At 72.2% G+C, this 25,826-nt stretch carries 22 protein-coding genes; 5 read left to right on the top strand and 17 right to left on the bottom strand.

Annotated features, from left to right (window positions below; all coding sequences use genetic code 11):
- Positions 1-73: 73 nt before the first annotated feature.
- From HNR76_RS01645 to HNR76_RS01635, 3 genes are read right to left on the bottom strand one after another with little or no spacing between them, the layout of a single operon-like run.
- On the bottom strand, positions 74-1,447 hold the full coding sequence (locus HNR76_RS01645; RefSeq protein WP_162311197.1) for an NTP/NDP exchange transporter: 1,374 nt from the start codon (positions 1,445-1,447) through the stop codon (positions 74-76).
- Positions 1,444-3,339, bottom strand: coding sequence for a M48 family metallopeptidase (locus HNR76_RS01640; RefSeq protein ID WP_162311196.1), 1,896 nt, complete (start codon positions 3,337-3,339; stop codon positions 1,444-1,446). The genes HNR76_RS01645 and HNR76_RS01640 overlap by 4 nt, the downstream gene beginning before the upstream one ends.
- A gap of 30 nt (positions 3,340-3,369) precedes the next feature.
- The gene (locus HNR76_RS01635) at positions 3,370-3,972 is read right to left on the bottom strand and encodes a LemA family protein (RefSeq protein ID WP_162311195.1); all 603 of its coding nucleotides are present in this window, start codon (positions 3,970-3,972) and stop codon (positions 3,370-3,372) included.
- A 79-nt stretch (positions 3,973-4,051) separates the two neighbouring features.
- Between HNR76_RS01635 and HNR76_RS01630 the strand changes: the two genes are divergently transcribed.
- The gene (locus tag HNR76_RS01630) at positions 4,052-5,446 is read left to right on the top strand and encodes a serine hydrolase domain-containing protein (RefSeq protein ID WP_162311194.1); all 1,395 of its coding nucleotides are present in this window, start codon (positions 4,052-4,054) and stop codon (positions 5,444-5,446) included.
- Positions 5,447-5,538: 92 nt separating this feature from the next.
- On the opposite strand, the gene HNR76_RS01625 is transcribed toward HNR76_RS01630, so the two are convergent.
- From HNR76_RS01625 to HNR76_RS01575, 11 genes are all read right to left on the bottom strand, one after another.
- Positions 5,539-6,045 (bottom strand): histone, encoded by a 507-nt coding sequence (locus tag HNR76_RS01625; RefSeq protein ID WP_162311193.1) that lies wholly within the window; start codon positions 6,043-6,045, stop codon positions 5,539-5,541.
- 252 nt (positions 6,046-6,297) lie between these two features.
- Positions 6,298-6,519 (bottom strand): hypothetical protein, encoded by a 222-nt coding sequence (locus HNR76_RS01620; protein ID WP_162311192.1) that lies wholly within the window; start codon positions 6,517-6,519, stop codon positions 6,298-6,300.
- A 270-nt stretch (positions 6,520-6,789) separates the two neighbouring features.
- The gene (gene gcvH / locus HNR76_RS01615) at positions 6,790-7,185 is read right to left on the bottom strand and encodes a glycine cleavage system protein GcvH (protein ID WP_162311191.1); all 396 of its coding nucleotides are present in this window, start codon (positions 7,183-7,185) and stop codon (positions 6,790-6,792) included.
- An 86-nt stretch (positions 7,186-7,271) separates the two neighbouring features.
- Positions 7,272-8,393: a glycine cleavage system aminomethyltransferase GcvT gene (gcvT, locus tag HNR76_RS01610; RefSeq protein WP_162311190.1), complete on the bottom strand. Its 1,122-nt coding sequence runs from the start codon at positions 8,391-8,393 to the stop codon at positions 7,272-7,274.
- Positions 8,394-8,448: 55 nt separating this feature from the next.
- Complete coding sequence (locus HNR76_RS01605; RefSeq protein ID WP_425501801.1) at positions 8,449-9,090, bottom strand: cation transporter; 642 nt, start codon at positions 9,088-9,090, stop codon at positions 8,449-8,451.
- 55 nt (positions 9,091-9,145) lie between these two features.
- Positions 9,146-9,577 carry an NfeD family protein gene (locus HNR76_RS01600; protein ID WP_162311188.1) on the bottom strand — a complete coding sequence of 144 codons (432 nt, stop codon included), beginning with the start codon at positions 9,575-9,577 and terminating at the stop codon, positions 9,146-9,148.
- A 3-nt stretch (positions 9,578-9,580) separates the two neighbouring features.
- Entirely contained in the window at positions 9,581-10,555 is a 975-nt protein-coding gene (locus HNR76_RS01595) for an SPFH domain-containing protein (RefSeq protein WP_162311187.1), read from the bottom strand.
- A gap of 195 nt (positions 10,556-10,750) precedes the next feature.
- A complete protein-coding gene (locus HNR76_RS01590) occupies positions 10,751-11,710 on the bottom strand; it encodes a DUF6607 family protein (RefSeq protein WP_246428980.1) in 960 nt (319 codons plus the stop codon).
- 77 nt (positions 11,711-11,787) lie between these two features.
- Complete coding sequence (locus HNR76_RS01585; RefSeq protein WP_425501798.1) at positions 11,788-12,414, bottom strand: Hemin transport protein; 627 nt, start codon at positions 12,412-12,414, stop codon at positions 11,788-11,790.
- A 55-nt stretch (positions 12,415-12,469) separates the two neighbouring features.
- Positions 12,470-12,661: a hemin uptake protein HemP gene (gene hemP, locus HNR76_RS01580; protein WP_162311185.1), complete on the bottom strand. Its 192-nt coding sequence runs from the start codon at positions 12,659-12,661 to the stop codon at positions 12,470-12,472.
- Between the two features lie 69 nt (positions 12,662-12,730).
- Positions 12,731-13,705: an aldo/keto reductase gene (locus HNR76_RS01575; RefSeq protein ID WP_162311184.1), complete on the bottom strand. Its 975-nt coding sequence runs from the start codon at positions 13,703-13,705 to the stop codon at positions 12,731-12,733.
- A gap of 113 nt (positions 13,706-13,818) precedes the next feature.
- Here HNR76_RS01575 and HNR76_RS01570 point away from each other — a divergent pair, with 113 nt between their 5' ends.
- From HNR76_RS01570 to dusB, 3 genes are all read left to right on the top strand, one after another.
- The gene (locus HNR76_RS01570) at positions 13,819-15,117 is read left to right on the top strand and encodes a NupC/NupG family nucleoside CNT transporter (protein ID WP_162311183.1); all 1,299 of its coding nucleotides are present in this window, start codon (positions 13,819-13,821) and stop codon (positions 15,115-15,117) included.
- A gap of 65 nt (positions 15,118-15,182) precedes the next feature.
- Positions 15,183-16,148, top strand: a complete 966-nt coding sequence (locus HNR76_RS01565; RefSeq protein WP_162311182.1) for a ribokinase — start codon at positions 15,183-15,185, stop codon at positions 16,146-16,148.
- Positions 16,149-16,250: 102 nt separating this feature from the next.
- Entirely contained in the window at positions 16,251-17,249 is a 999-nt protein-coding gene (gene dusB, locus HNR76_RS01560; protein ID WP_162311181.1) for a tRNA dihydrouridine synthase DusB, read from the top strand.
- A gap of 197 nt (positions 17,250-17,446) precedes the next feature.
- On the opposite strand, the gene HNR76_RS01555 is transcribed toward dusB, so the two are convergent.
- Positions 17,447-18,499 carry a metal-dependent hydrolase gene (locus HNR76_RS01555; RefSeq protein ID WP_162311180.1) on the bottom strand — a complete coding sequence of 351 codons (1,053 nt, stop codon included), beginning with the start codon at positions 18,497-18,499 and terminating at the stop codon, positions 17,447-17,449.
- A 194-nt stretch (positions 18,500-18,693) separates the two neighbouring features.
- Between HNR76_RS01555 and metK the strand changes: the two genes are divergently transcribed.
- The gene (gene metK, locus HNR76_RS01550) at positions 18,694-19,914 is read left to right on the top strand and encodes a methionine adenosyltransferase (protein ID WP_162311179.1); all 1,221 of its coding nucleotides are present in this window, start codon (positions 18,694-18,696) and stop codon (positions 19,912-19,914) included.
- Positions 19,915-20,052: 138 nt separating this feature from the next.
- On the opposite strand, the gene HNR76_RS01545 is transcribed toward metK, so the two are convergent.
- The gene (locus HNR76_RS01545; protein ID WP_162311178.1) at positions 20,053-22,923 is read right to left on the bottom strand and encodes a serine/threonine-protein kinase; all 2,871 of its coding nucleotides are present in this window, start codon (positions 22,921-22,923) and stop codon (positions 20,053-20,055) included.
- 37 nt (positions 22,924-22,960) lie between these two features.
- A complete protein-coding gene (gene ppc, locus HNR76_RS01540; protein WP_162311292.1) occupies positions 22,961-25,690 on the bottom strand; it encodes a phosphoenolpyruvate carboxylase in 2,730 nt (909 codons plus the stop codon).
- Positions 25,691-25,826 lie beyond the last annotated feature (136 nt).

The raw sequence follows: 25,826 nt of genomic DNA, 5'->3' as shown, positions 1-25,826 counted from the left end.
CGACGCCGGGCGCGGGCTGCGCGACCGAACACGGGCACCGCACCCGTCCTGCCGCCTGATGTGGGCCGCCGCCTCAGGCCGGCGACGCCGGCGCATCCTCCACCGCTCCTCCGGCGCCGCGCTCGGACGGCAGCTTGGCCTCCTCGCGCAGCAGGCGCAGGACGCCGACGGTCATGCCGGTGGCCACCAGCAACCCGGCCCCGAACACCGCGCTGGAGCCGAACGCCGACAGCAGCTTGTGCAGCCACACGAAGCCGAGGTCGGCGCCGCGGTAGATCACCGTGTCGATCGCCGCGCCGGCCTTGTAGCGCCACTCGCGGCCGACCCGGGTGTAGATGGTCTCGCGCGCCGGCTTGGCCAGCGAGAACTCGCTGGCGCGGGTGACCACCTGGACGACGGCCACCATCAACGGCAGCGGCGAGGCGGCCAGGACCGAGAAGCCCACGATGATGGCGAAGCCCGGGATCAGCAGTGCCGGGGCGATGCCGAAGCGCGAGAGCAGCGGCCGGGTAGCGAACAATTGCACCAGCAGGGTCAGCGAATTGACCGCAAGGTCCAGGGTCGCGAAGTAGTCGGCGCGCTCGGCGGCGGTGGCGAAGGCGGTGCGGGCGATGGCGTTCTGCTCGTTGTACAGCAGCGTGCCCACGCCCACGCCTGCGATCACGACCAACGCCAGCCAGCGCAGCAGCGGCTCGCGCGCCACCAGCTTCAGCCCGGCCAGGAACTTGCCGCCCATCGGCACCTCGCCGCTGGCCAGGCGCCGCTCGCGCTCGCGCAGCACCGCCCAGGCCCGCAGCTTGAGGATGCAGACCACGCACGCGCTCAGCAGCACGGCCGAGACCAGCATCATGTTGGCGATGCCGACCTGCTTGACCAGGGCCTTGGTCAGCATCGGGCCGAGGAACGCCCCCAAGGTGCCGGCCGCGCCGATGTAGCCGTAGAACCTGCGCGCCTGCGCGTTGTCGAAGACGTCGGCCATGAAGCTCCAGAACACGGCCACGGCGAACAGGTTGAACACCGTGATCCAGAGGATGAAGGCCAGCCCGCGGCCGGCCACGCCGCTGTCGAACATCAGGTAGAACAGCAGCAGCGTGCCGATGAAGAACCCGTAGATCGCCGGCAGGAACACCCGCCGCGGGAAGCGGCTCACCAGCCACCCGTACACCGGCTGCAGCAGCAGCATGATCGCGAACACCGCGGTGAAGATGACCTGCAGGGTGAACTCGCCCAGGGCCACGCCGCGGCCGGCGAAGAAGGCGACCATGGCGTGCGGGAACACCGCCTCGATGTCGCTGGACGCCACCATCGCCTCGCGCACCGGGCGCAGCACGTAGTAGCCGCTGAGCAGGCAGAAGAAGTAGACGAAGGCCCACAGCAGCGGGGGCGATTCGGACAGCGCGGCGCGGAACCGGCCGAGCCGCGACGGGGCCGCGGCGGCCGGGCTCATCGGCCCCGCTCGAGCATCGCCGGCAGCGGACAGTGCAGCAGCGCGCACACCGTGCGCAGCAGCTCGGCCTCGGCCACGCCGACGCGGCCGTCGTGGGAGACCGCGTCCACCAGGGCCTCCACCAGCACCTGCTTGGCCGGCGGCGCCAGCGCGTCCAGCGGCTCCCACACCGCGTCCAGGGCGCGCACGCCCTCGGCCGGCGGCGCGTACGCCACGTGGTCGCGCGGCAGCACCCGCTGCAGCCCGGCCAGGTAGGCGCGCTGCGCCTGCAGCGGCTGGTCCGGGTGCCCAGCCTGGGCCAGCACCGCCAGCAAGGTGGCGAACTCCTCGCGCACGCCGCTGGCCTTGCGCCGGCCGAAGCGCGCATGGCGCGACGGGTCCAGCGCCTCGCGCACCTGCACCTGCAGCAGCCGCGACAGGCAGTACTCGAAGACCGAGACCTGGCCGTCGGCATGGACCATCGCCTCGATCGCGCCGAGGAAGGCGTCCAATTCCGGACGCGGCCGCTGGCGCAGCGCCGGGAAGGCCAGCGCCGCCAGCGGCAGGCGCTGCATCGGGTGCAGCGCTTCCAGCCGCTGCCGGCGCAGCTCGAAGGCGTGCGCAGCCATGGCCTCGCCGCAGCGCGCCACCAGTTCGCTGCGCTGGCGCGCGGCCACGGCCGGGTCGGCCTCCAGCAGCAGGCCGGCCAGCAGCGGCATGGCGGTGGCGCGCCCGCGCGCCAGTTCGCGCAGCGACTCGGGCAGGCCCTCCACCAGGTCGTGGGCATGGCGGTAGTCGTCCTCGGCCGGCGCGCCCACCTGGCCGGCCACCTGCGGCGGCGTCATGGCCATGCGTGCGCCGGATGCCGGCAAGGACGGCGGGGCCACGGGCGCCTGCGCCAGGCCGAGCGCGACGTCCTCGGCCAGGCCATCGGGCGGATGCGCGCGCCAGCGCTGTTGCAGCGCCTGCAACTGGCGCGCGTCGAACGAGGGTTCCAGCCGGCGGATGCGCTCGGCCAGCGGCGGATGGGTGGCCAGCCACGAGGACGCCGCCCTGCCCTGGCCGAACAGCATGTGCCCGATCTCCTCGGCGTCGGCCTTGTCGTCCAGGCGCGAACCGGCGGGCAGACCGCCGATCTTCTTCAGCGCGCCGGCCAGCCCGCGCGTCTGCCGGGTGAACTGCACCGCCGCCGCATCGGCCAGGTATTCGCGCTGGCGGCTGACGCCGGCCTTGATCAGGCGGCCGAAGAACACGCCGATGCCGCCCACGACCATCGCCACCAGCGCGGCCACCAGCACCGCGCCGCCGTTGCGGCTGCGGCCGCCGCGCCCGTAGATGAGGATGCGCTGGCCGATCAGGGCCAGCATCATGATCCCGAACAGCACGCCCATCAGGCGCACGTTCAGGCGCATGTCGCCGTTGAGCACGTGGCTGAACTCGTGCGCGATCACGCCCTGCAGCTCGTCGCGGTTGAGCCGGTCCAGCGCGCCGCGGGTCACCGCGATGGCCGCGTCGGACGGGCTGTAGCCGGCGGCGAAGGCGTTGATGCCCGGCTCCTGCTCCATCACGAACAGCTTGGGCACCGGCACGCCGGAGGCGATGGCGACCTCCTCGACCACGTTGCGCAGCCGCCGCAGCGACGGGTCGCGGGTGTCCTCGGGCACCCAGGTGCCGCCCAGTTGCGCGGCCACCACCGCCCCGCCGCCGCGCAGCGAGGCGATCCGGTACAGCGAGCCCAGGCCGATCACCGCCAGCGTGGCCACGGTCGCGGCCAGCGTGGCGCCGGCGCTGCCGGTCAACAGCAGGGTCGCCGCGTCCACCGCCAAGACGATGCACAGCACGGCCAGCGCGAACAGCACCACCAGCCGCCCCGAACCGCGTCGCGCCGCGGCCTGGCGCTCGAAGAAGTTCATGCGCGCAGGTTCATCGGGGCCGGCGGTCCATCAGAACTGCACCTTCGGCGCCTCGCGCACCTGGGGCGTGTCGGCGGGGATGTCCAGCAGCGCGGCCGGGGCGAAGCCGAACATGCCGGCCACCACGCTGGAGGGGAACATCTCGCGCTTGTTGTTGTAGGCCAGCACCGCGTCGTTGTAGGCCTGCCGCGCGAACGCCACCCGGTTCTCGGTGGAGGACAGCTCCTCGCTGAGCTGCATCATGTTCTGGTTGGCCTTCAGGTCCGGGTACGCCTCGGCCACCGCCAGCAGCCGGCCGAGCACGCCGTTGAGCTGGCCCTGGCCCGCGGCCAGTTGCGCCATCGCCACCGCATCGCCGGGATCGGCCTTGGCCGCGGCCAGGCCCGATTGCGCGGCCGCGCGCGCGGCGATCACCGCCTCCAGCGTCTCGCGCTCGTGGGCCATGTAGGCCTTGGCGGTCTCCACCAGGTTGGGGATCAGGTCGAAGCGCCGCTGCAACTGCACGTCGATCTGGGCGAAGGCGTTGCGCCAGCCGTTGCGGCTGGTGACCAGCCCGTTGTAGATGCCCACCGCCCACAGCGCCACGGCCGCGAGAAGACCCAAAAATACCAACAGGATCAACAAACTGCCCATTCATCTTCTCCTGGTTTGTGCATTCCGGAAAGCCGGCGCTAGAATCGATCCAAGCAGTAGATTACAGGCACCAGCAGCGATGAACGATGCACGCGCGCGCCGGCCGGCAAGGCCCTCGTCCCACGCCTACGGCTCCCGGTCGCTGAAGACCGCATCGCTGGCCCTGCTGCTGGCCATGGCGCTGCCCTCCATCGCGCGCACGCCCACCCTGTCGGCCGACGTGCCGGCGCTGCCGCCAACCCAGCCGATGCCGTACCGCACCTTCCCCGCCGCGCCGGTGCAGCCGGTGGCGGCCGGGTTCGACGTGGCCCGGTTCGAGGCGATGGCCGAGCAACTGGTCCAGGGCCAACGCGTGCCCGGGCTGGCGATGGCCATCGTCCAGGACGGCCGCGTGCTCAGCGCCCGCGGCTACGGCGTCACCGACGTGGTCCGGCCGCAGCCGGTGGACGCCCACACCGTGTTCCGCCTGGCCTCGCTGTCCAAGGCCTTCGCCGGCGCGATGACCGGCCTGCTGGTCAACGACGGCAGCCTGCGCTGGGACAGCCACGTGTCCGACTACGTGCCCGGCTTCCAGTTGACCGACGAGGGCTACACCCGCCAGGTCACGGTGGCCGACCTGCTCAGCCATCGGGTGGGGCTGAAGGCGTACAACGCCTTCGACCGCGACATCGAAGGCAACGCCGAGTACTACCAGGTGGTGCAGAAACTGGCGGCCGCGCCCATGCGCTGCGCGCCGGGCGAGTGCTACGCCTACCAGAACGTGGCCTTCAGCCTGGTCGGCGACGTGGTCTTCGCCGCTTCCGGGTCCTTCTACGAGCAGGCGGTGCAACGCCGCCTGCTCGAACCGCTGGGCATGCGCGACGCCAGCCTGGGCCTGGCCGGGCTGCAGGGCAGCGCGCGCTGGGCCAAGCCGCACGCGCGCAGCCGCAACGGCTGGGTGTCGCTGAACCCGAAGCCGACCTACTACCGCCTGCCGCCCGCCGCCGGCGTCAACGCCAGCGCCAGCGACATGGCGCAATGGCTGCTGGCGCAGACCGGGCACCGGCCCGACGTGCTGCCGGCGCCGCTGCTGGCCACCCTGCACGCCCCCATCGTGGCCACGCCCGGGGAGATGCGCTCGGGCTGGCGGCACGAGCGGGTGAACTCGGCCAGCTATGCGCTGGGCTGGCGCGTGTTCGACTACGCCGGCGAGGAGGTGGTGTTCCATGCCGGCGCGGTGCAGGGCTATCGCGGCCTGACCGCGCTGCTGCCCGGCCGCGACCTGGGCGTGGCCATTCTCTGGAACGGCGAGAGCAACCTGCCCTCCGGCCTGCTGCCCACCATCCTCGACCGCGCCCTGGGCATGCCGGCGCAACGCTGGCTGGACGTGGACACCGACTTCGGCAGCGACAACCTGATGGCCGACGACGGCACCTCGCCGGCCTCGCCGTCGGCGGGCGTCTCCTCCTCCTCCTCGGTCGCCTCGCCGCGATGACCCGGCGGGCCTCCGCCTCGCGCCCATAAAAAAACTCCCTCCCCGCTGGGCATCGGGGAGGGAGTCATGGTCGTACGGCTATCGGGGATCGATCAGATCAGCGGCGCCGGGGTGGCCGGCAGCGCGACCGGGGCCGGCTTCTTCTTGGCCGGCTTCTTCGCGGTCTTCTTGGCGGCCGGCTTCTTGGCGGCCTTCTTCGCGGCCGGCTTCTTGGCGGCGGCCTTCTTGGCGGTCTTCTTGGCCGCCTTCTTCACGGTCTTCCTGGCGACGGCCTTCTTCGCCGTCTTCTTCACCGCCTTCTTGGCGGCCTTCTTGGCCGTGGCCTTCTTCGCGGTCTTCTTCACCGCCTTCTTGGCCGTGGCCTTGCGGGCGGTCTTCTTGGCGGCCTTCTTGGCGGTGGACTTCTTGGCCGCCTTCTTCGCCGTCTTCTTCACCGCCTTCTTGGCGGTGGCCTTGCGGGCGGTCTTCTTCACCGCCTTCTTGGCGGCGGCCTTCTTGGCGACCTTCTTCACCGCCTTCTTGGCGGCGGCCTTCTTGGCGACCTTCTTCACCGCCTTCTTGGCGGCGGGTTTCTTCTTGGCAGCTTTCTTGACAGCCATGGTTGGCTCCTCGTCAGTGGATTACGGATGGGTAACGCCCAGTCGCGAAAACCCGCGGCGACATCCGCCGAGGGGAGTCCGTCGGCGCGGTACGCACGTCGATACGGATACGGGGAAGCCCGCGCGTTGCGACGGCGCGGGCGGAAGAATTGGGGTTCGCTGCTTTTTTCGGAGGGAAGCGGGCCTGATCCACCGTCGTGATCTTCTTGGCGGATGCCCGGGTTGTGCTTTGCGTTGTGGTGTTGATTCGACTCACTCGCTTCGGCAGGCAGCGTCTGCTGGGCGAAACCTAATCACGGTTTTTTTTACTGTCAACACCCGCGCGGATTTTTTTTGCGCGCCGCGCGCGGCCGATCCGCTGCCGGCGGCCGGCCACGCGGGCGCCATGTGCCGTCCGCGCCGCCCGCCGCCGCGCGGCGCTTCGCAAACGGATGCGTAAAACAAGCGATTTTTCGCGATGGCGTCGTCGACCATCGCCGCGCGCCGATGGCGTCGCATGCGCGCCGGCATGCCGGAACGGCGCGTCAAGGCGCCGTCACGACGCGTCGAAAAATTTCTCGGGCGGCGCTTCCGTTTCGCGCCGCACAAGCCGATTTGCGCAGAACTGCGCAAGCCGATTCGGCGTCTTCGGCGAGCGATCGCGCGCGCGCCGCAGGAGAAACCGATGCCCGCAAACGCGGACGCCCGCCTGGGCAGGCGGGCGTCGTTGCGACAACCGAGGAACCGGCGTGCGCGCCGGGCGGCTCAGTGGTCGTCTTCCTCGATCAGCTCGGCGTAGTCGTCGGGCGAGAGCAGGTCGGCCAGTTGGTCGGCGTCGCTGGTCTCGACCACGAACAGCCAGCCTTCGCCGTAGGCGTCCTCGTTGATGGTCTCGGGCTTGTCGGCCAGCGCCGCGTTGACCTCCACCACGGTGCCGCCGACCGGGCTGTAGACGTCGGACGCGGCCTTCACCGACTCCACCACCGCCACCGGGTTGCCGGCCTCGATGCTGTCGCCGACGTTGGGCAGCTCGACGTAGACCAGGTCGCCAAGCAGGCCCTGGGCATGGTCGGAGATGCCCACGGTGATGCGTCCATTGCCTTCGACGCGGGCCCATTCGTGGGACTTGAGGAACTTGAGGTCGCCAGGAATCTCGCTCATGGGTGGCTCCGGTCACACGCTGCTTCGGGAAGGGAGGCCAGTTTAGCGGAGGACCGGACGGCGCAGGAATCCTGCCGGCGGCGCGTTCAGCCCAGCGCGTCCGGCTGCGCCTGGCCCTCGCGCACCAGCGGGAACCGGGCCACCCGCAGCGGCACCTCGCGCCCGCGGATGTCCACCCGCACCCGGCCGGTCTCGCCGGCCGGCACGCGCGCGAAGGCGATCGCCTTGCCCAGGGTCGGGGAGAAGGTGCCCGACAGGATCTCGCCCTCGCCCTGCGCGGTGAGCACCTTCTGCCCGTGGCGCAGCACGCCCTTACCGTCCATCACCAGGCCGACCAGCCGGCGCGGCACCCCGGCCTCGCGCTGCGCCTCGAGCGCGGCGCGGCCGATGAAGTCGCGCGGCTGCCCGGCGGGCGCCTCGTCCAGCGCCACCGTCCACGCCAGCCCCGCCTCCCACGGCGTGGTGCTCTCGTCCATGTCCTGGCCGTAGAGGTTCATGCCCGCCTCCAGGCGCAGGGTGTCGCGCGCGCCCAGGCCGGCCGGCGTCACCCCGGCCGCCAGCAGCGCGTTCCAGAACGCCACCGCCGCATCCTCGGGCAGCACGACCTCGAAGCCGTCCTCGCCGGTATAGCCGGTGCGGGCCAGGAACAGCGGCGCGCCGCCGGCCGAGCGCACGTGCACCGCGGCGAAGCGGCCGAGTTCCTGCGCCGCCGCGCGGTCGCCCTCGTGCAGCAGGCCGATCACCCGGGCGCGCGCCTGCGGCCCCTGCACGGCGATGATCGCCAGCTCCGTGCGTTCGCGCACGTCCACGCCGAAGGGCGCGGCCTGCTCGCGGATCCACGCCAGGTCCTTCTCGCGGGTGGCCGCGTTGACGACCATGCGGAAGAACGACTCGTCCTGCAGGTAGACGATGAGGTCGTCGATGACGCCGCCGCGCACGTCGAGCATGCAACTGTAAAGCGCCTTGCCCGCCGTCTGCAGCTTGTCCACCGAGTTGGCCAGCAGGCGGCGCAGGAACGCGCGCGCGCGCGCGCCGTGGAGGTCGACCACGGTCATGTGGCTGACGTCGAACATGCCGGCCTCGCGCCGGACCGCGTGGTGCTCGTCGATCTGCGAGCCGTAGTGGATGGGCATGTCCCAGCCGCCGAAGTCGACCATCCTGGCGCCGAGCGCGCGGTGGCTGTCGTTGAGCACGGTCTTGCGGGTCATGGCGGTCTCGCGAAAGGGAAGGACGCCATTATCCCAGATGCGCCGCCCGCCCCCGTCAGCCCGGCCGCGGCGCGGCGCGGCCGGCTTCGGCCAGCGCCCGGCGCGCGGCGAGGAAGACGCGCCAGGCCGAACGCAGGAACACCGCCAGCAACAGCGCGGCCACCAGCAGGTCGGGCCATCCCGCGCCGGTCCACCACACCGCCGCGCCGGCGGCCAGCACCGCCACGCCGTCGGCGATGTCGTTGCGCGCGCATTCGTAGGCGGAGGCGAGGTTGACGTCGCCGTCCCGGTAGGGCCGCAGCAGCCACAGACACAGCAGGTTGGCCGCCAGGTTGAGACCGCCGGCCCAGCCCATGGTGCCGAACAGCGGCACCGCCGGATCGACGAGCAGGCGCCAGGCGATGGAACCGCACACCGCCGCGGCCGCGCCCAGGATCAGGGCCGCCTTGAACATCGCCACCCAGGCCTTGGCGCGCAGCGAGGCACCCACCACCGCCAGGCTCAGCGCATAGGTCAGCGCGTCGCCGAGGTTGTCCAGCGCGCCGGACAGCAGCGCGCTGGAACCGGCGTGCAGCGCCGCGGCGACCATCCCGGCGAACGCGGCCGCGTTGATCGCCAGCACCCAGGCCAGCACGCGCCGCTGCCGCGCCTGCAGCAGGCGCACCTCGACCTCGCATCCGCAGCAGCCCGCCATCAGCCGCCTCCCGGCCGTGCCCTCGGCGGCGCAGAAGCCGGGCTGCTGTGCATCCGGGTCAGGCTTCCTGCACCTTCAGCACCATGCCGTCCACGGCGATCACGCGTACCGGCGTCCCGGCCGGCAGGTCCGGGCCTTCGACCGCCCAGAAGGCGTCGCCCAGCTTGATGCGCCCCCGGCCGCCGGCGATCGCCTGGTCCAGCGGCGCGACCGCGCCGATGTTCTGCTCGGCGCGGCGGTTGAGCAGCGGGCGGTCGCTCTGCCGGGCGCCCTTGCGGAACCAGCGCCGGTAGATCTGGATCGAGACGAAGCTCAGCACCACGAACGCGGCCACCTGGGCCAGCACCGGGATGCCCGGCACCAGCAGCACGGCCAGGAACACCGCCGCGGCGGCGAAGCCCATCCACAGCATGAACGCGCCCGGCGCCAGGGTCTCGGCGGCCATCAGCGCCAGCGCCACCACCGCCCAGGTCGTCACGTCCCAGCGCATGGCTCAGTCCCCCATCCGCGGCGGCTGCGCACCGCGCGCCAGGCGCGTGGCGGTGGCGCCCTGCTGCTTGCCCAGCGCCTCCTTGGCCAGCTCGGCGATGCCGGCAATGGAGCCGATGATGCCGCTGGCCTCCATCGGCATCAGCACGAACTTCTGGTTCGGCGCGGTGGCCAGCTCCTTGAACGCCTCCACGTACTTCTGGGCGACGAAGTAGTTGATCGCCTGCACGTCGCCATTGGCGATCGCCTCGGACACCATCTGCGTGGCCTTGGCCTCGGCCTCGGCCAGGCGCTCGCGGGCCTCGGCCTCGCGGAACGCCGCTTCCTTCTGGCCCTCGGCCTGCAGGATCGCGGCCTGCTTGTCGCCCTCGGCGCGCAGGATCTCCGAGGAGCGGTGGCCCTCGGCCTCCAGGATCACCGCGCGGCGGTCGCGCTCGGCCTTCATCTGCCGGGCCATCGAGTCGACCAGGTCGCGCGGCGGCTGGATGTCGCGGATCTCGATGCGGGTGACCTTGATGCCCCAGGGGCTGGTCGCGTGGTCGACCACGTTGAGCAACTGGGCGTTGATCCGCTCGCGGTTGGACAGCGACTCGTCCAGGTCCATCGAGCCGATCACGGTGCGGATGTTGGTCTGGACCAGGGCGATCGAGGCCACCTCCAGGTTGGCGACCTCGTAGGCGGCCTTGGCCGCGTCCAGCACCTGGAAGAACACCACCCCGTCCACGCGCACCACCGCGTTGTCCTTGGTGATCACTTCCTGGCTGGGCACGTCCAGCACCTGCTCCATCATGTTCACCTTGCGGCCGACCCCGTAGACCACCGGGATCAGGAAGTGCAGGCCCGGGTCCAGGGTGTGGGTGTACTTGCCGAAGCGCTCGACCGTCCATTCGAACCCCTGCGGCACCATGCGCACGGTCTTGAACAGCACGATCACGCCGGCGACCAGCAATACCAGTGCAAGAAAACTCGTAGGGAACATCCCATCCTCCCGGCCGTCCGGCCATTCCATGACGTTCCAGTATAGGCATGCCGGTGCCCCGGGAAGCGCGCCCCGCGCGAGGGCCGCCGAGGCGCCCGGCCGAGGCCGCCGCCGCGCCCTTCAGGCGGCATGGCCGCACGCCGCGCGCCGGCCCGGTCCCGCCTTCCGTCCGGCCCGCCCGGGGCGCGGCCCGGGTCAGGGCGCCGGCTCCACCCATTGGGCGAAGACCGCATCGATCTGCGCGTCCGCCACCGCCTCGCCCTGCTCCACCCGGCCGGCCTGGACGAACAGCGGCACGATCATCGCCATGCCGTCCACCCCGGTCTTCATGCGCAGGCCCGGCGGCCCGGCCAGGAACCGCTCCCAGCGCGCGCGCACCCTGGCCCAGTACGCCGCGGTGGCCTGCCAGTAGCGATGGGCCGGCGCGAAGTCCACGTCGGTGTCCTTCTGGTAGTCGTTGAAGCCGAACTCGCGGGCGATCTCGCGGCGGCGGCCATCCGGCCCGCGCTGCACCTTGGTGTTGAACTGCTCGTGGGTCCAGCCGCCCGGGGCGATGGTATGCCGGTTCACCACCGACAAGGCGTTGTAGTCGCTGCGCCGGGTGTACTCGCGGCGCGGCAGCGGGCGCCAGGACGGGTCGCCGGTCCAGGTGGCCACGCCGTCGTCGTAGCGCCAGCGGCCCGTGCCGCAATAGCGCGGCGCATCGCTCACCTCGTAGACGCACTGGGTCCAAGCGCCACGGGTCAGCTCCGGCGGCAGTTCGCGCACGGTCCAGGTCCGCTCGGCGCTGTACTCGAAGCGCCGCGGCGCCTCGTAGGTCCAGTCCTGGCACCAGTGCTTGGTCACGTGCCCGCTCTTCGGCTCCACCAGCAGGTGCTGCAGCACCACCCTGCGCGGACCGTCCTCGACCACGATCACCACCTCGTCGCCGCCGCTGCGCATGGCCGGCGCACGCGCGTAGCCCGGCGCCAGCAGCACCGTCTCGTCGAAGGCGAAATCGACCCGGTACTCGCCGCGCATCGCCAGGATGCTCCGGCGATCGCGCTCCGGGTCCGCCGCGCGCGCCGTGCCGATGGAGGCCAGTGCCACGATCGCCAGCAGCACGGCGCTCGCCGGCGCGAGGGGCCGACGCGCGACGGCCGGCGGCGGATTCATCGGGAAGGGCGACCGGCGCATGTTCGGCTCCGTGCGTGATGGGAGGGCGCCATCCGTGGCGGTGCGAGGTCCACGTGCTACAGCCTGACCAGCGGCACCTCGCTGCCACCGGTGGGAGAGAGCCCCGTCGCCACCGCCGCGCCGGCGCAGCAGCAGTCGTCCAATCTCACTTCGCCGACGGCGCCTTCCTGGCGGGCGATGCGGCGGGCGATCGCCACGCCCACCGCCGACACCGGCGCCGGGCTGGCGGCCAGGGCCGCCGTCCACCCGGACTGCGGCAGGGCATGCAGGCGCAGTGCGCACAGCCGCCAGTCGCCGCCGCCCAGGCGCCCGGCCAGCCGCCGCCACAGGCGCTCGGTGACCCCGCCCTGCGCGCCTTCCTCCTCGGCGCGGGCGGGCAACTGCGCGACCAGGATGTCCCAGGCGAGGAAGTCGCTGTCCGGCAACAGGAACAAACGCCAGCAGCAGCGCCCATGGCAATCGAAGAACCGCAGGCTCTCGTACGGACCGTCGCTGTCCATGCCGGTGCGGCACTCGGCGCGCACCGCCTGGGTCCAGCCGGCCAGTTCGCTGCCCCGCTGCGGGCGGTACATGCACAGCACCGTACCCAGTTCGGCCAGTTGCCGCGGCTGCGGCAGCGCCGCGCCGCGGTGCGCCGCCGCGTTCGCCACGATCTGGGCCATGCCCGGGGCAAGGCGGGCCATGGCTATCGCCGCCTCGGCGCCATGCCGGGCATCGCCGACGGACGCGCGGCGGCGGTCACTTGGTCAGGATCAGCTTGTCGTTGCTGGTATGGCGCAGGCGGTAGAGCTTGTCGCCATGGCGGATCAGGATCTCGCGCCGGCCCTTGAGCAGGTGTTCGCTGTCCAGCGCCTCCGGAACGGCGGCGGGGACGGCGGAGACGGCGTTCGGGGCGGAGGAGTGCGGCAGGGTCAGGCGATGCACGTTCATGGCGGAGCTCCAGGGAGGAATGCGCGGAACCCGATGAATGATAATTGTTCGCATTCGCATGTCAAGCGGTCATTGCATCACCGCCGCCTCCAGCCGGCGCCATACCGGCTCGTCGTAGCGCGCGCTCAGTTCCAGCGCGCCCAGATTCTCCAGCAACTGCGCGGTGCCGCTGGCGCCCAGGATCACGCTGCTCACGTGCGGGTTGCGCAGGCACCAGGCGATGGCCAGCGGGGCCGGCCGCTCGCCCAGTTCGGCGGCCGCCTCGGCGAAGCGCCCCGCGCGCTCCAGCCGGCGCTCGCCGCCGTCGCCGACCACCTGTTCCTGCAGCCATCCGGCCTCGGGCCGGGCCAGCCGCCCTTCCGCGCCCACGCCGCCGGCGTACTTGCCGGTCAGCAGGCCCGAGGCCAGCGGCGACCAGGTGGTCATGCCCAGGCCCAGTTCGGAATACAGCGGCGCGTACTCCAGCTCCACCCGCTCGCGGTGCAGCAGGTTGTACTGCGGCTGCTCCATCGCCGGCGCGGCCAGGTGGTGGCCGCGCGCGAACTTCGCCGCCTCGCGGATCAGCGCCTCCGGCCATTCCGAGGTACCCCAGTACAGCACCTTGCCCTGCCGCACCAGCAGGTCCATCGCCGCCACGGTCTCCTCCACCGGCGTGTCCGGATCGGGGCGGTGGCAGTAGTACAGGTCCAGGTAGTCCACGCGCAGGCGCCGCAGCGCCGCGTGGCAGGCGTCGATCACGTGCTTGCGCGACAGCCCGCGCTGGGTGGGGCGCGGCGCCTGGGCCGCGCCGAAGAACACCTTGCTGGAGACGCAGAAGCCGTCGCGCGGCAGGCGCAGGTCGGCGATCACGTCGCCCATCACCCGCTCGGCCTCGCCATTGGCATAGGCCTCGGCGTTGTCGAAGAAGTTGACGCCGTGGTCCCAGGCCGCGGCGACCAGTTCGCGCGCCTGGTTGCGGCCGACCTGGCGGCCGAAGGTCATCCACGCGCCGAACGAGAGCGCCGAGAGCTGCAGGCCGGAAGCGCCGAGGCGGCGGTAGTGCATGTTCGTTCTCCATGGAGCGCGCGATGGCGGCAGTGTAAGCGCCGGCGCGACGGACGCGTCCACCGTCGACCTGCTAGGCTTCCGCGGGTCCTCAAACATACCCAGGGCATTCCATGATCGAGGCACTCGGGCGGATCGGCTTCGGCCTGTTCGGATTGGCCGTGCTGGTCGGCATCGTCTGGCTGTTCTCGAACAACAAGCGCGCGGTGGACTGGAAGCTGGCGGGCACCGGGGTGGCCCTGCAGATCGCCTTCGCCGCGCTGGTGCTGCTGGTGCCGGGCGGGCGCGAGGTGTTCGATGCGCTGGGCCATGGCTTCGTCAGGATCCTGGCCTTCGTCAACACCGGGTCGGCCTTCATCTTCGGCGACCTGATGGACGTCTCGACCTACGGCTTCATCTTCGCCTTCCAGGTGCTGCCAACCATCATCTTCTTCGCCTCGCTGATGGGCGTGCTGTACCACCTGGGGGTGATGCAGGCGGTGGTGCGGGCCATGGCCTGGGCGATCACCAAGGTCATGCGCGTGTCCGGCGCGGAGACCACCAGCGTGTGCGCCAGCGTGTTCATCGGCCAGACCGAGGCGCCGCTGACCGTGCGCCCGTACATCGCCCGGATGACCGAGTCGGAGCTGCTCACGATGATGATCGGCGGCATGGCCCACATCGCCGGCGGCGTGCTGGCCGCCTACGTGGGCATGCTCGGCGGCGGCGACCCGGAGCAGCAGGCGTTCTACGCCAAGCACCTGCTGGCGGCCAGCATCATGGCTGCGCCGGCCACCCTGGTGGTGGCCAAGATCCTGGTCCCGGAGACCGGCGAGCCGCTGACCCGCGGCACGGTGAGGATGGAGGTGGAGAAGACCACCGCCAACGTGATCGACGCGGCCGCGGCCGGCGCCAGCGACGGCCTGCGCCTGGCCCTGAACATCGGCGCAATGCTGCTGGCCTTCATCGCCCTGATCGCCATGGTCAACTGGCCGCTGACCTGGATCGGCGAGGCGACCGGGCTGCAGGCCATGCTGGGCCGGCCCACCGACCTGTCCACGATCTTCGGCTGGCTGCTGGCGCCCATCGCCTGGGTGATCGGGGTGCCGTGGCAGGACGCGACCACGGTGGGCTCGCTGATCGGGCAGAAGGTGGTGATCAACGAGTTCGTCGCCTACCTGCAACTGGCCGACATCGTCAACGGCCGGGTGGGCGGCGTGGCCCTGACCGAGCAGGGCCGCCTGATCGCGACCTACGCGCTGTGCGGCTTCGCCAACTTCAGCTCGATCGCCATCCAGATCGGCGGCATCGGCGGGCTGGCGCCGGAGCGGCGCCAGGACCTGGCCCGGTTCGGGCTGCGCGCGGTGCTCGGCGGCAGCATCGCCACGCTGATGACCGCCACCATCGCCGGGGTGCTGACGCACCTGGGCTGATTCCGGCGCCGCGCGGGCCCGCCTGCCGGCGCGCCGTTTTCTCCACCGCGATGCGGAGGTCGCACATGGGTTCGGTCATCGTCGTGGGTTCGTTCAACGTGGACCACGTCTGGCACTGCGCCGAGCTGCCGGCGGTGGGCGCCACCCTCGCCGGCCGGTACGCCAGCGGGCCCGGCGGCAAGGGCTTCAACCAGGCCATGGCGGCCGCCCGCGCGGGGGCCGCCACCACGTTCGCCTGCGCCCTGGGCGACGACGCCGGCGGCACCCTGGCCCGCGACCTGGCCGCGGCCGAGGGCATCGCCCTGCATGCCCAGGCCAGCGAGCTGCCCACCGGCACGGCGGGCATCTACGTGGATGCGCGCGGGCGCAACACCATCGTCGTCGGCGCCGGCGCCAACGGCACGCTCGACCCGGTGCACGCCACCTCCGGCGCGGCGCGGCCGGCGCGCGGCGACGTGGTGCTGGCCCAGCTCGAATCGCCGCCGGAGGCGATCGCGGCGGCGCTGGACGGCGCGCGCCATGCCGGCGCGACCACCCTGCTCAACCCGGCGCCGGCCGATGCGGCCACCACCGCCGGCCTGCTGCGCCTGGCCGACCTGCTGACGCCCAACGAGACCGAGTTCGCCGCCCTGCTCGCCCGCCACGTGGGCGAACGGGTGGACGCCGACGCGGTGGCCGCGCTGGACGGCGCCAGTCTGCACGCGCTGTGCCGCAAGCTGCTGCCCCACGGCAGCGTGGTGGTGACCCTGGGATCGGTCGGCGTGTTCGTCTCGCACCCGGCGCACGCGCCGCGCGGCGATGCCCAGCCGGGCTACCGCCTCGGCGCCGAAAGCGTGGCGGCCATCGACACCACCGGCGCCGGCGATGCCTTCAACGGCGCCCTGGCTGCCGCGCTCGCGCGCGCCCCCGGGCAGCCGTTCTGCGCGCAGGTACGCTTCGCCAACCGCTATGCCGGCCTGTCCACCGAGCGCGCCGGCGCGGCGCTGGCCATGCCGCTGCGGGCCGAGGTGGAGGCGCGCTTCGGCCAGTGAGGCGAACGCGCGGTGCGCCCCGCTGCGCGGCAGCGCGCTCGTCGCTGGCGTCATCCGGGCGAAGGAAGGGATGTCCGGCGCGGGCGCCCTTAGAATGACGCCATGCGCATCGGCCCCTATTCCATCCATCCGCGCGTGGTCCTGGCCCCGATGGCCGGGGTCACCGACAAGCCGTTCCGGCTGCTGTGCAAGGGCCTGGGCGCGGGGCTGGCGGTGTCGGAAATGACCATCAGCGACCCGCGCTTCTGGAACACCCGCAAGTCGCTGCACCGCATGGACCATGCCGGCGAGCCGGAACCGGTGAGCGTGCAGATCGCCGGCACCGAACCGGCGCAACTGGCGCATGCCGCGCGCCACAACGTCGAGCACGGCGCGCAGCTCATCGACATCAACATGGGCTGCCCGGCCAAGAAGGTGTGCAACGCCTGGGCCGGCTCGGCGCTGATGCGCGACGAGGCGCTGGTGGGGCGCATCCTGGAGGCGGTGGTGGCCGCGGTGAACGTGCCGGTGACGCTGAAGATCCGCACCGGCTGGGACGCGGACCATCGCAACGCGCCGACGATCGCGCGCATCGCCCAGGCCGCCGGCATCCAGGCCCTGACCGTGCACGGCCGCACCCGCGACCAGCACTACGCCGGCCGCGCCGAGTACGACACCATCGCCCGGATCAAGGCCGACCTGCGCATCCCGGTGATCGCCAACGGCGACGTCGACTCGCCGCGCCGCGCCGCGCAGGTGCTGCGCGACACCGGCGCCGACGCGGTGATGGTCGGCCGCGCCGCGCAGGGACGGCCGTGGATCTTCCGCGAGATCGCCCACTTCCTGGCCACCGGCGAGGAACTGCCCCCACCGCCGCTGGCCCAGGTGCGCGAGATCCTGCTGGGTCACCTGCGGGCGCTGCATGCGTTCTACGGCGAGGAACACGGCGTGCGCATCGCCCGCAAGCACCTGGGCTGGTACGCCAAGGACCGCCCGGAGAACGCGGCCTTCCGCGCCGTGGTCAACCGCGCCCGGACCGCGCACGAACAACTGGAACTGACCGGCGACTACTTCCATGCGCTGGAAGCCGGGCTGGCACCGGCGCTGCCCGACGCGGCCTAGGGCCGGCCTTGGCGGCGGAGCGGCCGTGCCTGCGCACCGCGCTGCCCCCTTGGTCGCCTAGGAATCGGACTCAGCCGGCGACGGTTCCCGGCGCCAGGAAAGCGGGCCGACTGCACGGACATGGGGACACCGGCTGGACCCGGCTCCTGCAAGGAAGCGCAAGAAGCGCGGACCGGCGACCGGTGCCGCGCATCGCCTCACTCGGCCGCCGCGGGGACCGCCTGCCCGCTGCCGGCCACCGCCGCCGGCGCCTGCCAGATGCGCTGCCACATCTGCCCCAGCCGGCGCCGCGCCTGCCAGGGTTCGCGCAACTGCTGCGGCGGGATCGCGCGCCAGTGGCCGCCGTCGCGCTGTGCCACCGCGAACACGAAGGTGTAGTCCGGCTCGGCGCCCATGCGCAGGTCGCTCAGCTCCAGGCGGCCATCGCGCTCGCGCGCCTTCATGAAGCCATGATTGAACCAGGCCAGCCGGCGCACCGCGGGGACGTCGCCGGCCTCGGCCAGCGCCTGCGCGTTCGACGGATGGCCGCGGAACTGCATCGGCCCGCGGTCGGCCACCAGCGAGCGCTCGCCTTCGACGAAACCGGATGGGGTCATCGCCACCACCCGCCACAACAGCGTGTTGAACGGCATCGGCACCGAGAAGCGCGGTGCGTCTCCCAGGCCCATCGCCGCCAGGCTGCGCTGCGCCTCGCGCTCGACCATGCCCTTGGCCACCAGCGACCAGCCCAGGTAGGCGCTGCTCAAGGCCAGCCCGACCAGCAGCGCATGCCGCGCCAGCGGCCGCGCGCGGGCCAGCCAGGCCACCGCGCAGGCCAGCAGCAGCCACACCGTGTAGAGCGGATCGATGATGAACACGCTCGACCACATCGTCGGCGCCACCGGCAGCGGCCACCACAACTGGGTGCCGTAGACGGTGAAGGCGTCCAGCACGGGATGGGTGAGCAGCGCCAGTTGGATCGCCCAGAACCAACGGCCGGGCGCCTCCGCCACCCGGCCGCGGCCGTAGCGGCGGAACAGCCACCAGACCGCCCAGGCGACCAGCGGAAGCACCAGCAGCGAATGGCTGAAGCTGCGGTGCACCGTCATCAGCACGACCGGGTCGTCGCTGAACAGCATGATCGGCAGCGCGTCCAGGTCCGGCAGGGTGCCCAGCGCGGCGCCGGCCAGCAGGGCCGCGCGACGGTGCGAAGCAGGCGCGATGGCGGCGGCGACCGCGCCGCCGAGGAGAATCTGGGTGAGCGAATCCATGCGCCGGATGCTAGCAGCCGGGCCCGCGGCACCCCAGGCCCGACCGGCCCGGGCGGATACCCGCAACCGCGCGGCCGGCCACCGCCTTCCACCCGTTTAACCCCTGCCCCGGCACAATGCACCGTGGCCCGCGCCCGTGTATCATGCGCACCCATCTCTTCATCCGAATACAGGGATACGTCCCAGGAGCCTCGATGTCCAGCTATCTCTTCACCTCCGAGTCGGTCTCCGAAGGCCATCCGGACAAGATCGCCGACCAGATCTCCGACGCCGTCCTCGACGCCATCCTGGCCCAGGACAAGCGCGCCCGCGTGGCCTGCGAGACCCTGGTGAAGACCGGCGCGGCGATCATCGCCGGCGAGGTCACCACCACCGCGTGGGTGGACATCGAGGCGCTGGCGCGCCGGGTGATCAACCAGATCGGCTACGACAACTCCAACGTCGGCTTCGACGGCCACACCTGCGCCATCATCAACATGCTCGGCAAGCAGTCCCCGGACATCGCCGCCGGCGTGGACCGCAGGAAGCCCGAGGAACAGGGCGCCGGCGACCAGGGCCTGATGTTCGGCTACGCCTGCAACGAGGCCCCGGAGTTCATGCCGGCGCCGATCTACTACAGCCACCGCCTGGTCGAGCAGCAGGCCAAGATCCGCAAGAAGAAGAACTCGCCGCTGCCGTGGCTGCGCCCGGACGCCAAGTCGCAGGTCACCCTGCGCTACGACGACGCGCACAAGGTGATCGGCCTGGACGCGGTGGTGCTGTCCACCCAGCACGACCCGGGAGTGAAGTACAAGGACCTGTTCGACGGCGTGTACGAGCACATCCTCAAGCCGGTGCTGCCCAGGAAGTGGCTGGAGTCGCTGCCCAGGAAGAAGGTGCACATCAACCCGACCGGCATCTTCGTGATCGGCGGGCCGGTGGGCGACTGCGGCCTGACCGGCCGCAAGATCATCGTCGACACCTACGGCGGCATGGCCCGCCACGGCGGCGGCGCGTTCTCCGGCAAGGACCCGTCGAAGGTGGACCGCTCGGCCGCCTACGCCGCCCGCTACGTGGCCAAGAACATCGTCGCCGCCGGCCTGGCCGACAAGTGCGAGGTGCAGCTCTCCTACGCCATCGGCGTGGCCGAGCCGACCTCGATCTCGGTCACCACCTTCGGCACCGGCAAGATCGGCGACGACAGGATCGAGAAGCTGATCCGCAGGCACTTCGACCTGCGCCCCTACGGCATCGTCAAGATGCTCGACCTGATCCACCCGGTGTACCAGGCCACCGCCGCCTACGGCCACTTCGGCCGCAAGCCGCAGCAAGTGAGCTACGCCGACGCGGCCGGCAAGAAGCAGGCCGCCACCGCGTTCTCGTGGGAGAAGACCGACCGCGCCGAGGCGCTGCGCGCCGATGCCAAGCTGAAGTAGGCCCGCGCCCGCCTCCGTGCCACCGGAACGGGCCGCTCGCGCGGCCCGTTCTTTTTTTGGTCCGTCGTCCGACCGCAGGCGACGCCGCCGGCCGGCGACTTGGGTCAGCCCGCCGGGGCGCGGCTCCAGGCCAGGGCGCTATTCCCAGCGCCCCTCCAGCGCCCGCAACGAGGCATCGCGCACGCTGCGCATGCTGGCGTTGATCGTCCCCGGGTCCAGCGCGATCACTGGGTCGAGGAAGCGGGCGCGGATGTCGGCCATGCCGGCCTCGTCGTGCAGGTGGTACAGCGACACGTACAGGCGCGAGGCGCTCTCGATGGTGTGCGCGTCCAGCATGCCGCGGGTGCGCGCGCGGATCTCCAGCGCCTGGGCATGGGCATCGCGCGAGGCCTCCCAATTGCCGGCGCCACGCTCGATCCGGCCGATCAGGTCCAGCGTGGCCGTGCCGATCGGGTGCTCGATGCCCATCACCCGGCGCTGGGCGTCCAGGGTGGCCTGCGCATGCGCACGGGCCTCGTCGTAGCGGCCCGCGTAGCTGAGCAGGCTGGCCAGCGAGCCGCGCGCGAACAACGTGTCCGGATGCTCGGCGCCCAGCGCATGCAGGCAGCGCGCGTAGTGCTCGCGCTGCAGCGCGAGCGCCTCCTCCTGGCGCTCCTCCTTGCTCAGCAGGCGGATCCGGTCGACCACGAACTGGCGGGTGGCCGGGTGGTCCATGCCCAGGATGCGCCCCTGCACCCGCAGCAGCCGGTCCAGCAGCGCGTGCACCTGGACGAAGTCCTCCGGCGTGACCGCCAGGCGCACCAGGCTGGTGGCGGCCGTACCCCATGCGCTCAGGGTGTCCGGGTGCTCGGCGCCCAACCGCCGCTCGCGCGCCTCGGCCACGGCGCGGGCCAATTCGGCGGACTTCTCGAAATCGTGGCGGGTGAAGGCGTGCTCGGCCAGGACCTGCTTCACCGCCAGGGTCTTGTTGGAATCCTCGCCGAAGCGCGCCACGTACAGGGGCAGCAGATGCTCCATCTCCGTCTGGGCGTCGTCGCGCCGGCCCAGCTTGACCAGCGTGTCCGCGTAGTCGCGGCGCAGCGCGAGCAGTTCCAGGTCGTTCTCCGGCAGCGCCGCCATCCAGGCATCGCGCAGTTCGCCCTGCCGGGCCAGCGCCGCCTGCAACCCGCCCCGGGCCGCCGTCACCCGCGCCGCGCCCGCCTCGGCCGCGCGCCGCAGCGGGTCCAGCGGCGGCAGCCGCGCGGCATCGTCCAGGGCGCGGGCCAATACCCGGCCGGCCTCCTCGTCCTGGGCCTGCAGGTGCAGCGCCTGGCCCAGGTCGACCCGTGCCGAAAGCCTCCTGGCGTCGGTGGCCGGCAGCGCCACCAAGCGGGCCTCCAGCACGCGCCGCAGCTCTTCGGCCGCGTGCGGGTAGTGGCCGATCGCCATCAGCACCCGGGCCAGCGACTGGCGCATGTCCGCCGCCAGCAGCGGCGCGTCCGAAAAATCCTGGTCCAGCCGCGACAGCGCGTACGAAACCACGTGCTCATCCAATGCATCGCGCGCGATGGACGGCGCCCCGACCTGCGCGAACGCCTGCTCCAGCCGCTCCTCCAGCGCCGTTCCCGGCGGCTGCCCGGCCAGCGCCGCCAGCACCTGCCGCTGCTGGGTGTCGGTCAGCGCATGGCCCATCGCATCGATGTCCACGCCTTCCAGCATCGACTGCTGGAAATCCACGATCCGTTGCAGGTCGCGGCCCCGCGTCTCCGCCACCGCCTGCTGCACGCGCGCCTCGCGCAACGCGTACAGCGAGGCGACCAGGCCGGCCAGCACCGACAGGGCGACCACCGCCGCGCCGGCGATGGACCAGGCGTTGCGGCGCAGGAAGCGGCGCAGGCGGTACCAGCGCTCGCCGCCGCGCGCGGCCACCGGCCGGCGCCGCAGGTAGCGATGCAGGTCGTCGGCCAGCGCGGCCACCGAGGCGTAGCGCTGCTCCGGCTCCTTGCGCAGGGCCTTGAGCACGATCGCGTCGATGTCGGCCGGCACCGCGCGGCCGCGGCCGCGCGGCGGCGGCGGCTCGCCGCGGCGCACCCGCCGGCTGGGCGGGGTCACGTCGGTGCGGACGATGGCGTGGTACAGGCCGGCCGGGGTATCGACGTCGGCGAACGGCGCGCTGCCGCAAACCAACTGGTACAGCACCGCGCCCAGCGAGTACACGTCGGTGGCGGTGGTCAGCGGCTGGCAGGCCACCTGTTCCGGGCTGGCGTAGGCCAGGGTCAGGGCGTGCTGGCCGGTCTGGGTCTGCGCGGCCACGTCCTCGTCCTCGATCAGGCGGGCGATGCCGAAGTCGAGCAGGCGCGGCTGGCCGCGGGCGTCGACCAGGATGTTGGCCGGCTTGAGGTCGCGATGGATGACCAGGCAGCGATGGGCGTCGGCCACCGCCTCGCAGACCTTGGCGAACAGGGCGATGCGTTCGTTCAGCGGCAGCCGCTCGGCATGCAGGTCGATCCGCTCGCCTTCCACGTATTCCATGGCCAGGAACGGACGGCCGTCGGCGAGGATGCCGCCGTCCAGCAGGCGGGCGATGCCGGGGTGGTCCAGCCGCGCCAGCAGCTCGCGTTCGCGGGCGAAGCGCTCGCGCAGTTCGGGCGAGGCTTCGGCCACGGCGTTGAGCAGCTTCAGCGCCACCTTCTGCACGAAGCCGCCGTCGCTGCGCTCGGCCAGGTAGACCACGCCCATGCCGCCGGCGCCCAGCCGGCGCAGCAGGCGGTACTCGCGCGGCGTCTGCGCCGAGGTCTCCTGGCCGCTGAGGTCGCTGCCCGGGTCGTCGTTGCCGGGCGCGGGCCGCAGCGATACGGCCAGGGTCGGGTCGGCCTCCATCTCGGCCAGCAGCGCGCGGACCTCCTGGGCCAGCCCCGGGTCGCCGCCGGTCTCGCGCTCGATCAGCGCTTCGCGCGCGCGGCCCTGCAGCTCCAGGGCCTCGAGGACGATGCGCTTGACCCGCTGGTAACGCCCGCTGCCCTCTTCCATCCCCCGTCCCCCTCCGGCACCCCCGGGCCTTCCCCGGTCAGCCGGTATTCTGCACGCCCTGGGAGACGCCGTTGACGCTGGCCACCAGGGCCCGCAACAGCGCCTCGTCCTCGCGGCCGCTGGCGCGCCAGCGCCGCAGCAGGTCCACCTGGAGCAGGCTGATCGGGTCCACGTACGGGTTGCGCAGGCGGATCGACAGGGCCAGGCGCTGGTCGTGCTGCAGCAGCCATTCGTTGCCGTTCAGGCGCAGCACCCATTCGCGGGTGAGCGAATGCTCGGCCTCGATCCGCGGGAAGAACTCCTGGTGCAGCTCGTCGCCGGCCAGGTGCGAGAACATCCGCGCGATGTCGATGTCGCCCTTGGCCAGGACCATCGAGATGTCGTCCAGGAACACCTTGAAGAAGGGCCAGTCGCGGCCCATCTCGCGCAGCACGTCCTCGCCGTGCGCGGCCACCGCCGCCTGCAGGCCGCTGCCCACGCCGTACCAGCCGGGGATCACCGCGCGCGCCTGGCTCCAGGCGAATACCCACGGGATCGCGCGCAGGTTGGTCAGCGCCGCATCCTGGCCGAGCCGGCGCGAGGGGCGCGAGCCCAGGGTCATGCGCTCGATCACGTCGATCGGGGTGGCGCTGCGGAAGTAGTCCATGAACCGCGGCGCGCCGACGAAGCCGCGGTAGGCGCGGCTGCTGGCATCGGCCACGGTGGCCATGACCTCGCGCCACCGCTCCTCGCGCGGCTCCGGCGCGCGCGGGCGGATGCTGGACACCAGCACCGCGCCGGTGGCCTGCTCCAGCGAGCGCAGCGCCAGGGCACGGATGCCGTAGCGGCGATGGATCGCCTCGCCCTGCTCGGTCACCCGCAGGCGGCCGTCGACGCTGCCGCGCGGCGAGGCGTCCACCGCGCGGGTGGTCTTGCTGCCGCCGCGGCTGAGCGAACCGCCGCGGCCATGGAAGAAGGTCAGCTTGATGCCCAGCTCCTCGGCGGCCTGCATCAGCTCGACCTGGGCGCGCTGCAGGCTCCAGCGCGAGGCGGCGATGCCGCCGTCCTTGCCGCTGTCGGAGTAGCCCAGCATCACCATCTGCACGTTGTCGCGCGCGGCCAGGTGCTCGCGGTACACCGGGTCGGCCAGCAGGTCGCGCAGGGTGTCCGGCCCCTGGCGCAGGTCGTCCACGGTCTCGAACAGCGGGGCGATGTCCAGCGGGACGTGTCCCTTCGACGCCGGGCCGGCGTCGGCAACCAGGCCGCCGCGGCGAGCCAGGGCCAGCACGGTGAGCACGTCGGCGCGGCTGCGCGCCATGCTGATGACGTAGGCGCCCACGGCGTCGCCGCCATGGCTGCGGCGGGCATCGCCCAGCGCGGAGAAGACCGCGTCCAGGCGCTGGTTGCCCGGGTCGTCCGCCTGCGGCAGCGCCTCGGTGCCGGCGGCGTAGGCGCCCAGGCGGGTGGCCTGGTCGACCGCATCGCGCGACTCCCACTGCTCGTCGCCCAGCGCCGCGGCCACCGCGCGGGCGTGCATGCTGGACTCCTGGCGCACGTCCAGCCGCGCCAGGTGAAAACCGAAGGTGCGCAGGCGCCACACCAGCCGGCGCACCGAGAACCAGCCGGCGTGGATGCCGCGGTTGTGCTCCAGGCTCTTGCGGATCAGGTCGATGTCGGCGGCGAACGCCTCCGGCGACTCGTAGCCCTCGTCGCGGTCCTCCAGGGTGGCCTGCAGGCGCGCGCGCATCAGGTCGATCAGCAGCCGGTACGGCATGTCGGCATGGCGCGGGCGCGCGGCGGCGGCGGCCTCGGGCAGCAGCGCGCGGTAGCGCTCGACCTGGGCCAGCACCTGCGGGTCCACGGCGACCACGCTGATGGTCTGGGTGAGCAGGGTGGCCAGTTGCTGCAGTTCCTTGAGGTACTTGCCGAGGATGTTGCGGCGCTGCACCTGCAGGGTGTTGCGGATGGTGCCGGCATCCACGTTCGGGTTGCCGTCCATGTCGCCGCCGACCCAGGTGCCGAAGCGCAGCAGGCGCGGCAGCTCGGTGGCGATGCCGAAGGTCTCGCCGATGGCCTGTTCCAGGGTCTCGTAGAACGCCGGCATGATCCGGTACAGCACCTCGGTCAGGTAGAAGCCGACGTGCTCGCGCTCGTCCTCCACGTCCGGACGCACCGGCGAGGAATCGGCGGTCTGCCAGGTGGAGGTCAGGGCCATGCGGAAGCGGGCCAGGTCCGCGGCGCGCTCGTCGGGGGTACGCCCGCCGTCGAGGTCGTCGATCAGCGCGGCCACCATGAGCTGCTCCTTCTCCAGCAGCGCGCGGCGCACCGCCTCGGTCGGGTGCGCGGTGAACACCGGCTCGATGTCGATGCGCTCCAGCCACCCGCCCAGCTCGGCCGGGGTCACGCCCTTGTCCTTGAGCCGGTGCAGCGCGTCGTGCAGGCTGTCCGGCTGCGGCACGCCGGTGCCGGCGCGCTGGTAGTCGCGGCGGCGGCGGATGCGATGGACCCGCTCGGCGATGTTGACCACCTGGAAATAGGTGCTGAAGGCACGGACCAGCGCCTCGGCGTGCGCCGGCGCCAGGCCGTCCAGCAGCGCCGACAGCGATTCCATCTCCCCGCCGTTCTGGCGCCGGGCGATGGCCGTGGTGCGTACCCGCTCCACTTCGTCGAGGAAGGCCGGCGAGACCTGCTCGACCAGCATGTCGCCGACCAGCGCGCCGAGGCGGCGCACGTCGTCGCGCAGCGGCAGGTCCGGGGAGGCGAATTCGAGGTTGCGGGGGGCGTTCATCGAAGCGCGCGACTCCGTAGATCAAGGGCGAACTCCCGAGCTTAGCCGCGTTTTGTGCGCCGCCGCAAAAGTTTCAACCGAATCGACCCCCGTCCAAATGCGCCGTCCGCGTACGCCGGACGCCCTCCGATCCGCC

This window comes from Pseudoxanthomonas broegbernensis, assembly GCF_014202435.1.
In the GTDB taxonomy this organism is placed as follows: domain Bacteria; phylum Pseudomonadota; class Gammaproteobacteria; order Xanthomonadales; family Xanthomonadaceae; genus Pseudoxanthomonas; species Pseudoxanthomonas broegbernensis.
Note: the sequence above shows the minus strand (reverse complement) of the source record. Positions and strands in the feature narration are given on the sequence as shown.

Bases quoted from the DNA above. Each gene is read 5' to 3' on its own strand.
- HNR76_RS01645 (WP_162311197.1), bottom strand. From the start codon at position 1,447: ATGAGCCCGGCCGCCGCGGCCCCGTCGCGGCTCGGCCGGTTCCGCGCC.
- HNR76_RS01640 (WP_162311196.1), bottom strand. From the start codon at position 3,339: ATGAACTTCTTCGAGCGCCAGGCCGCGGCGCGACGCGGTTCGGGGCGG.
- HNR76_RS01635 (WP_162311195.1), bottom strand. From the start codon at position 3,972: ATGGGCAGTTTGTTGATCCTGTTGGTATTTTTGGGTCTTCTCGCGGCC.
- HNR76_RS01630 (WP_162311194.1), top strand. From the start codon at position 4,052: ATGAACGATGCACGCGCGCGCCGGCCGGCAAGGCCCTCGTCCCACGCC.
- HNR76_RS01625 (WP_162311193.1), bottom strand. From the start codon at position 6,045: ATGGCTGTCAAGAAAGCTGCCAAGAAGAAACCCGCCGCCAAGAAGGCG.
- HNR76_RS01620 (WP_162311192.1), bottom strand. From the start codon at position 6,519: ATGGTCGACGACGCCATCGCGAAAAATCGCTTGTTTTACGCATCCGTT.
- gcvH (WP_162311191.1), bottom strand. From the start codon at position 7,185: ATGAGCGAGATTCCTGGCGACCTCAAGTTCCTCAAGTCCCACGAATGG.
- gcvT (WP_162311190.1), bottom strand. From the start codon at position 8,393: ATGACCCGCAAGACCGTGCTCAACGACAGCCACCGCGCGCTCGGCGCC.
- HNR76_RS01600 (WP_162311188.1), bottom strand. From the start codon at position 9,577: ATGCGCTGGGACGTGACGACCTGGGCGGTGGTGGCGCTGGCGCTGATG.
- HNR76_RS01595 (WP_162311187.1), bottom strand. From the start codon at position 10,555: ATGTTCCCTACGAGTTTTCTTGCACTGGTATTGCTGGTCGCCGGCGTG.
- HNR76_RS01590 (WP_246428980.1), bottom strand. From the start codon at position 11,710: ATGAATCCGCCGCCGGCCGTCGCGCGTCGGCCCCTCGCGCCGGCGAGC.
- HNR76_RS01585 (WP_425501798.1), bottom strand. From the start codon at position 12,414: ATGGCCCGCCTTGCCCCGGGCATGGCCCAGATCGTGGCGAACGCGGCG.
- hemP (WP_162311185.1), bottom strand. From the start codon at position 12,661: ATGAACGTGCATCGCCTGACCCTGCCGCACTCCTCCGCCCCGAACGCC.
- HNR76_RS01575 (WP_162311184.1), bottom strand. From the start codon at position 13,705: ATGCACTACCGCCGCCTCGGCGCTTCCGGCCTGCAGCTCTCGGCGCTC.
- HNR76_RS01570 (WP_162311183.1), top strand. From the start codon at position 13,819: ATGATCGAGGCACTCGGGCGGATCGGCTTCGGCCTGTTCGGATTGGCC.
- HNR76_RS01565 (WP_162311182.1), top strand. From the start codon at position 15,183: ATGGGTTCGGTCATCGTCGTGGGTTCGTTCAACGTGGACCACGTCTGG.
- dusB (WP_162311181.1), top strand. From the start codon at position 16,251: ATGCGCATCGGCCCCTATTCCATCCATCCGCGCGTGGTCCTGGCCCCG.
- HNR76_RS01555 (WP_162311180.1), bottom strand. From the start codon at position 18,499: ATGGATTCGCTCACCCAGATTCTCCTCGGCGGCGCGGTCGCCGCCGCC.
- metK (WP_162311179.1), top strand. From the start codon at position 18,694: ATGTCCAGCTATCTCTTCACCTCCGAGTCGGTCTCCGAAGGCCATCCG.
- HNR76_RS01545 (WP_162311178.1), bottom strand. From the start codon at position 22,923: ATGGAAGAGGGCAGCGGGCGTTACCAGCGGGTCAAGCGCATCGTCCTC.
- ppc (WP_162311292.1), bottom strand. From the start codon at position 25,690: ATGAACGCCCCCCGCAACCTCGAATTCGCCTCCCCGGACCTGCCGCTG.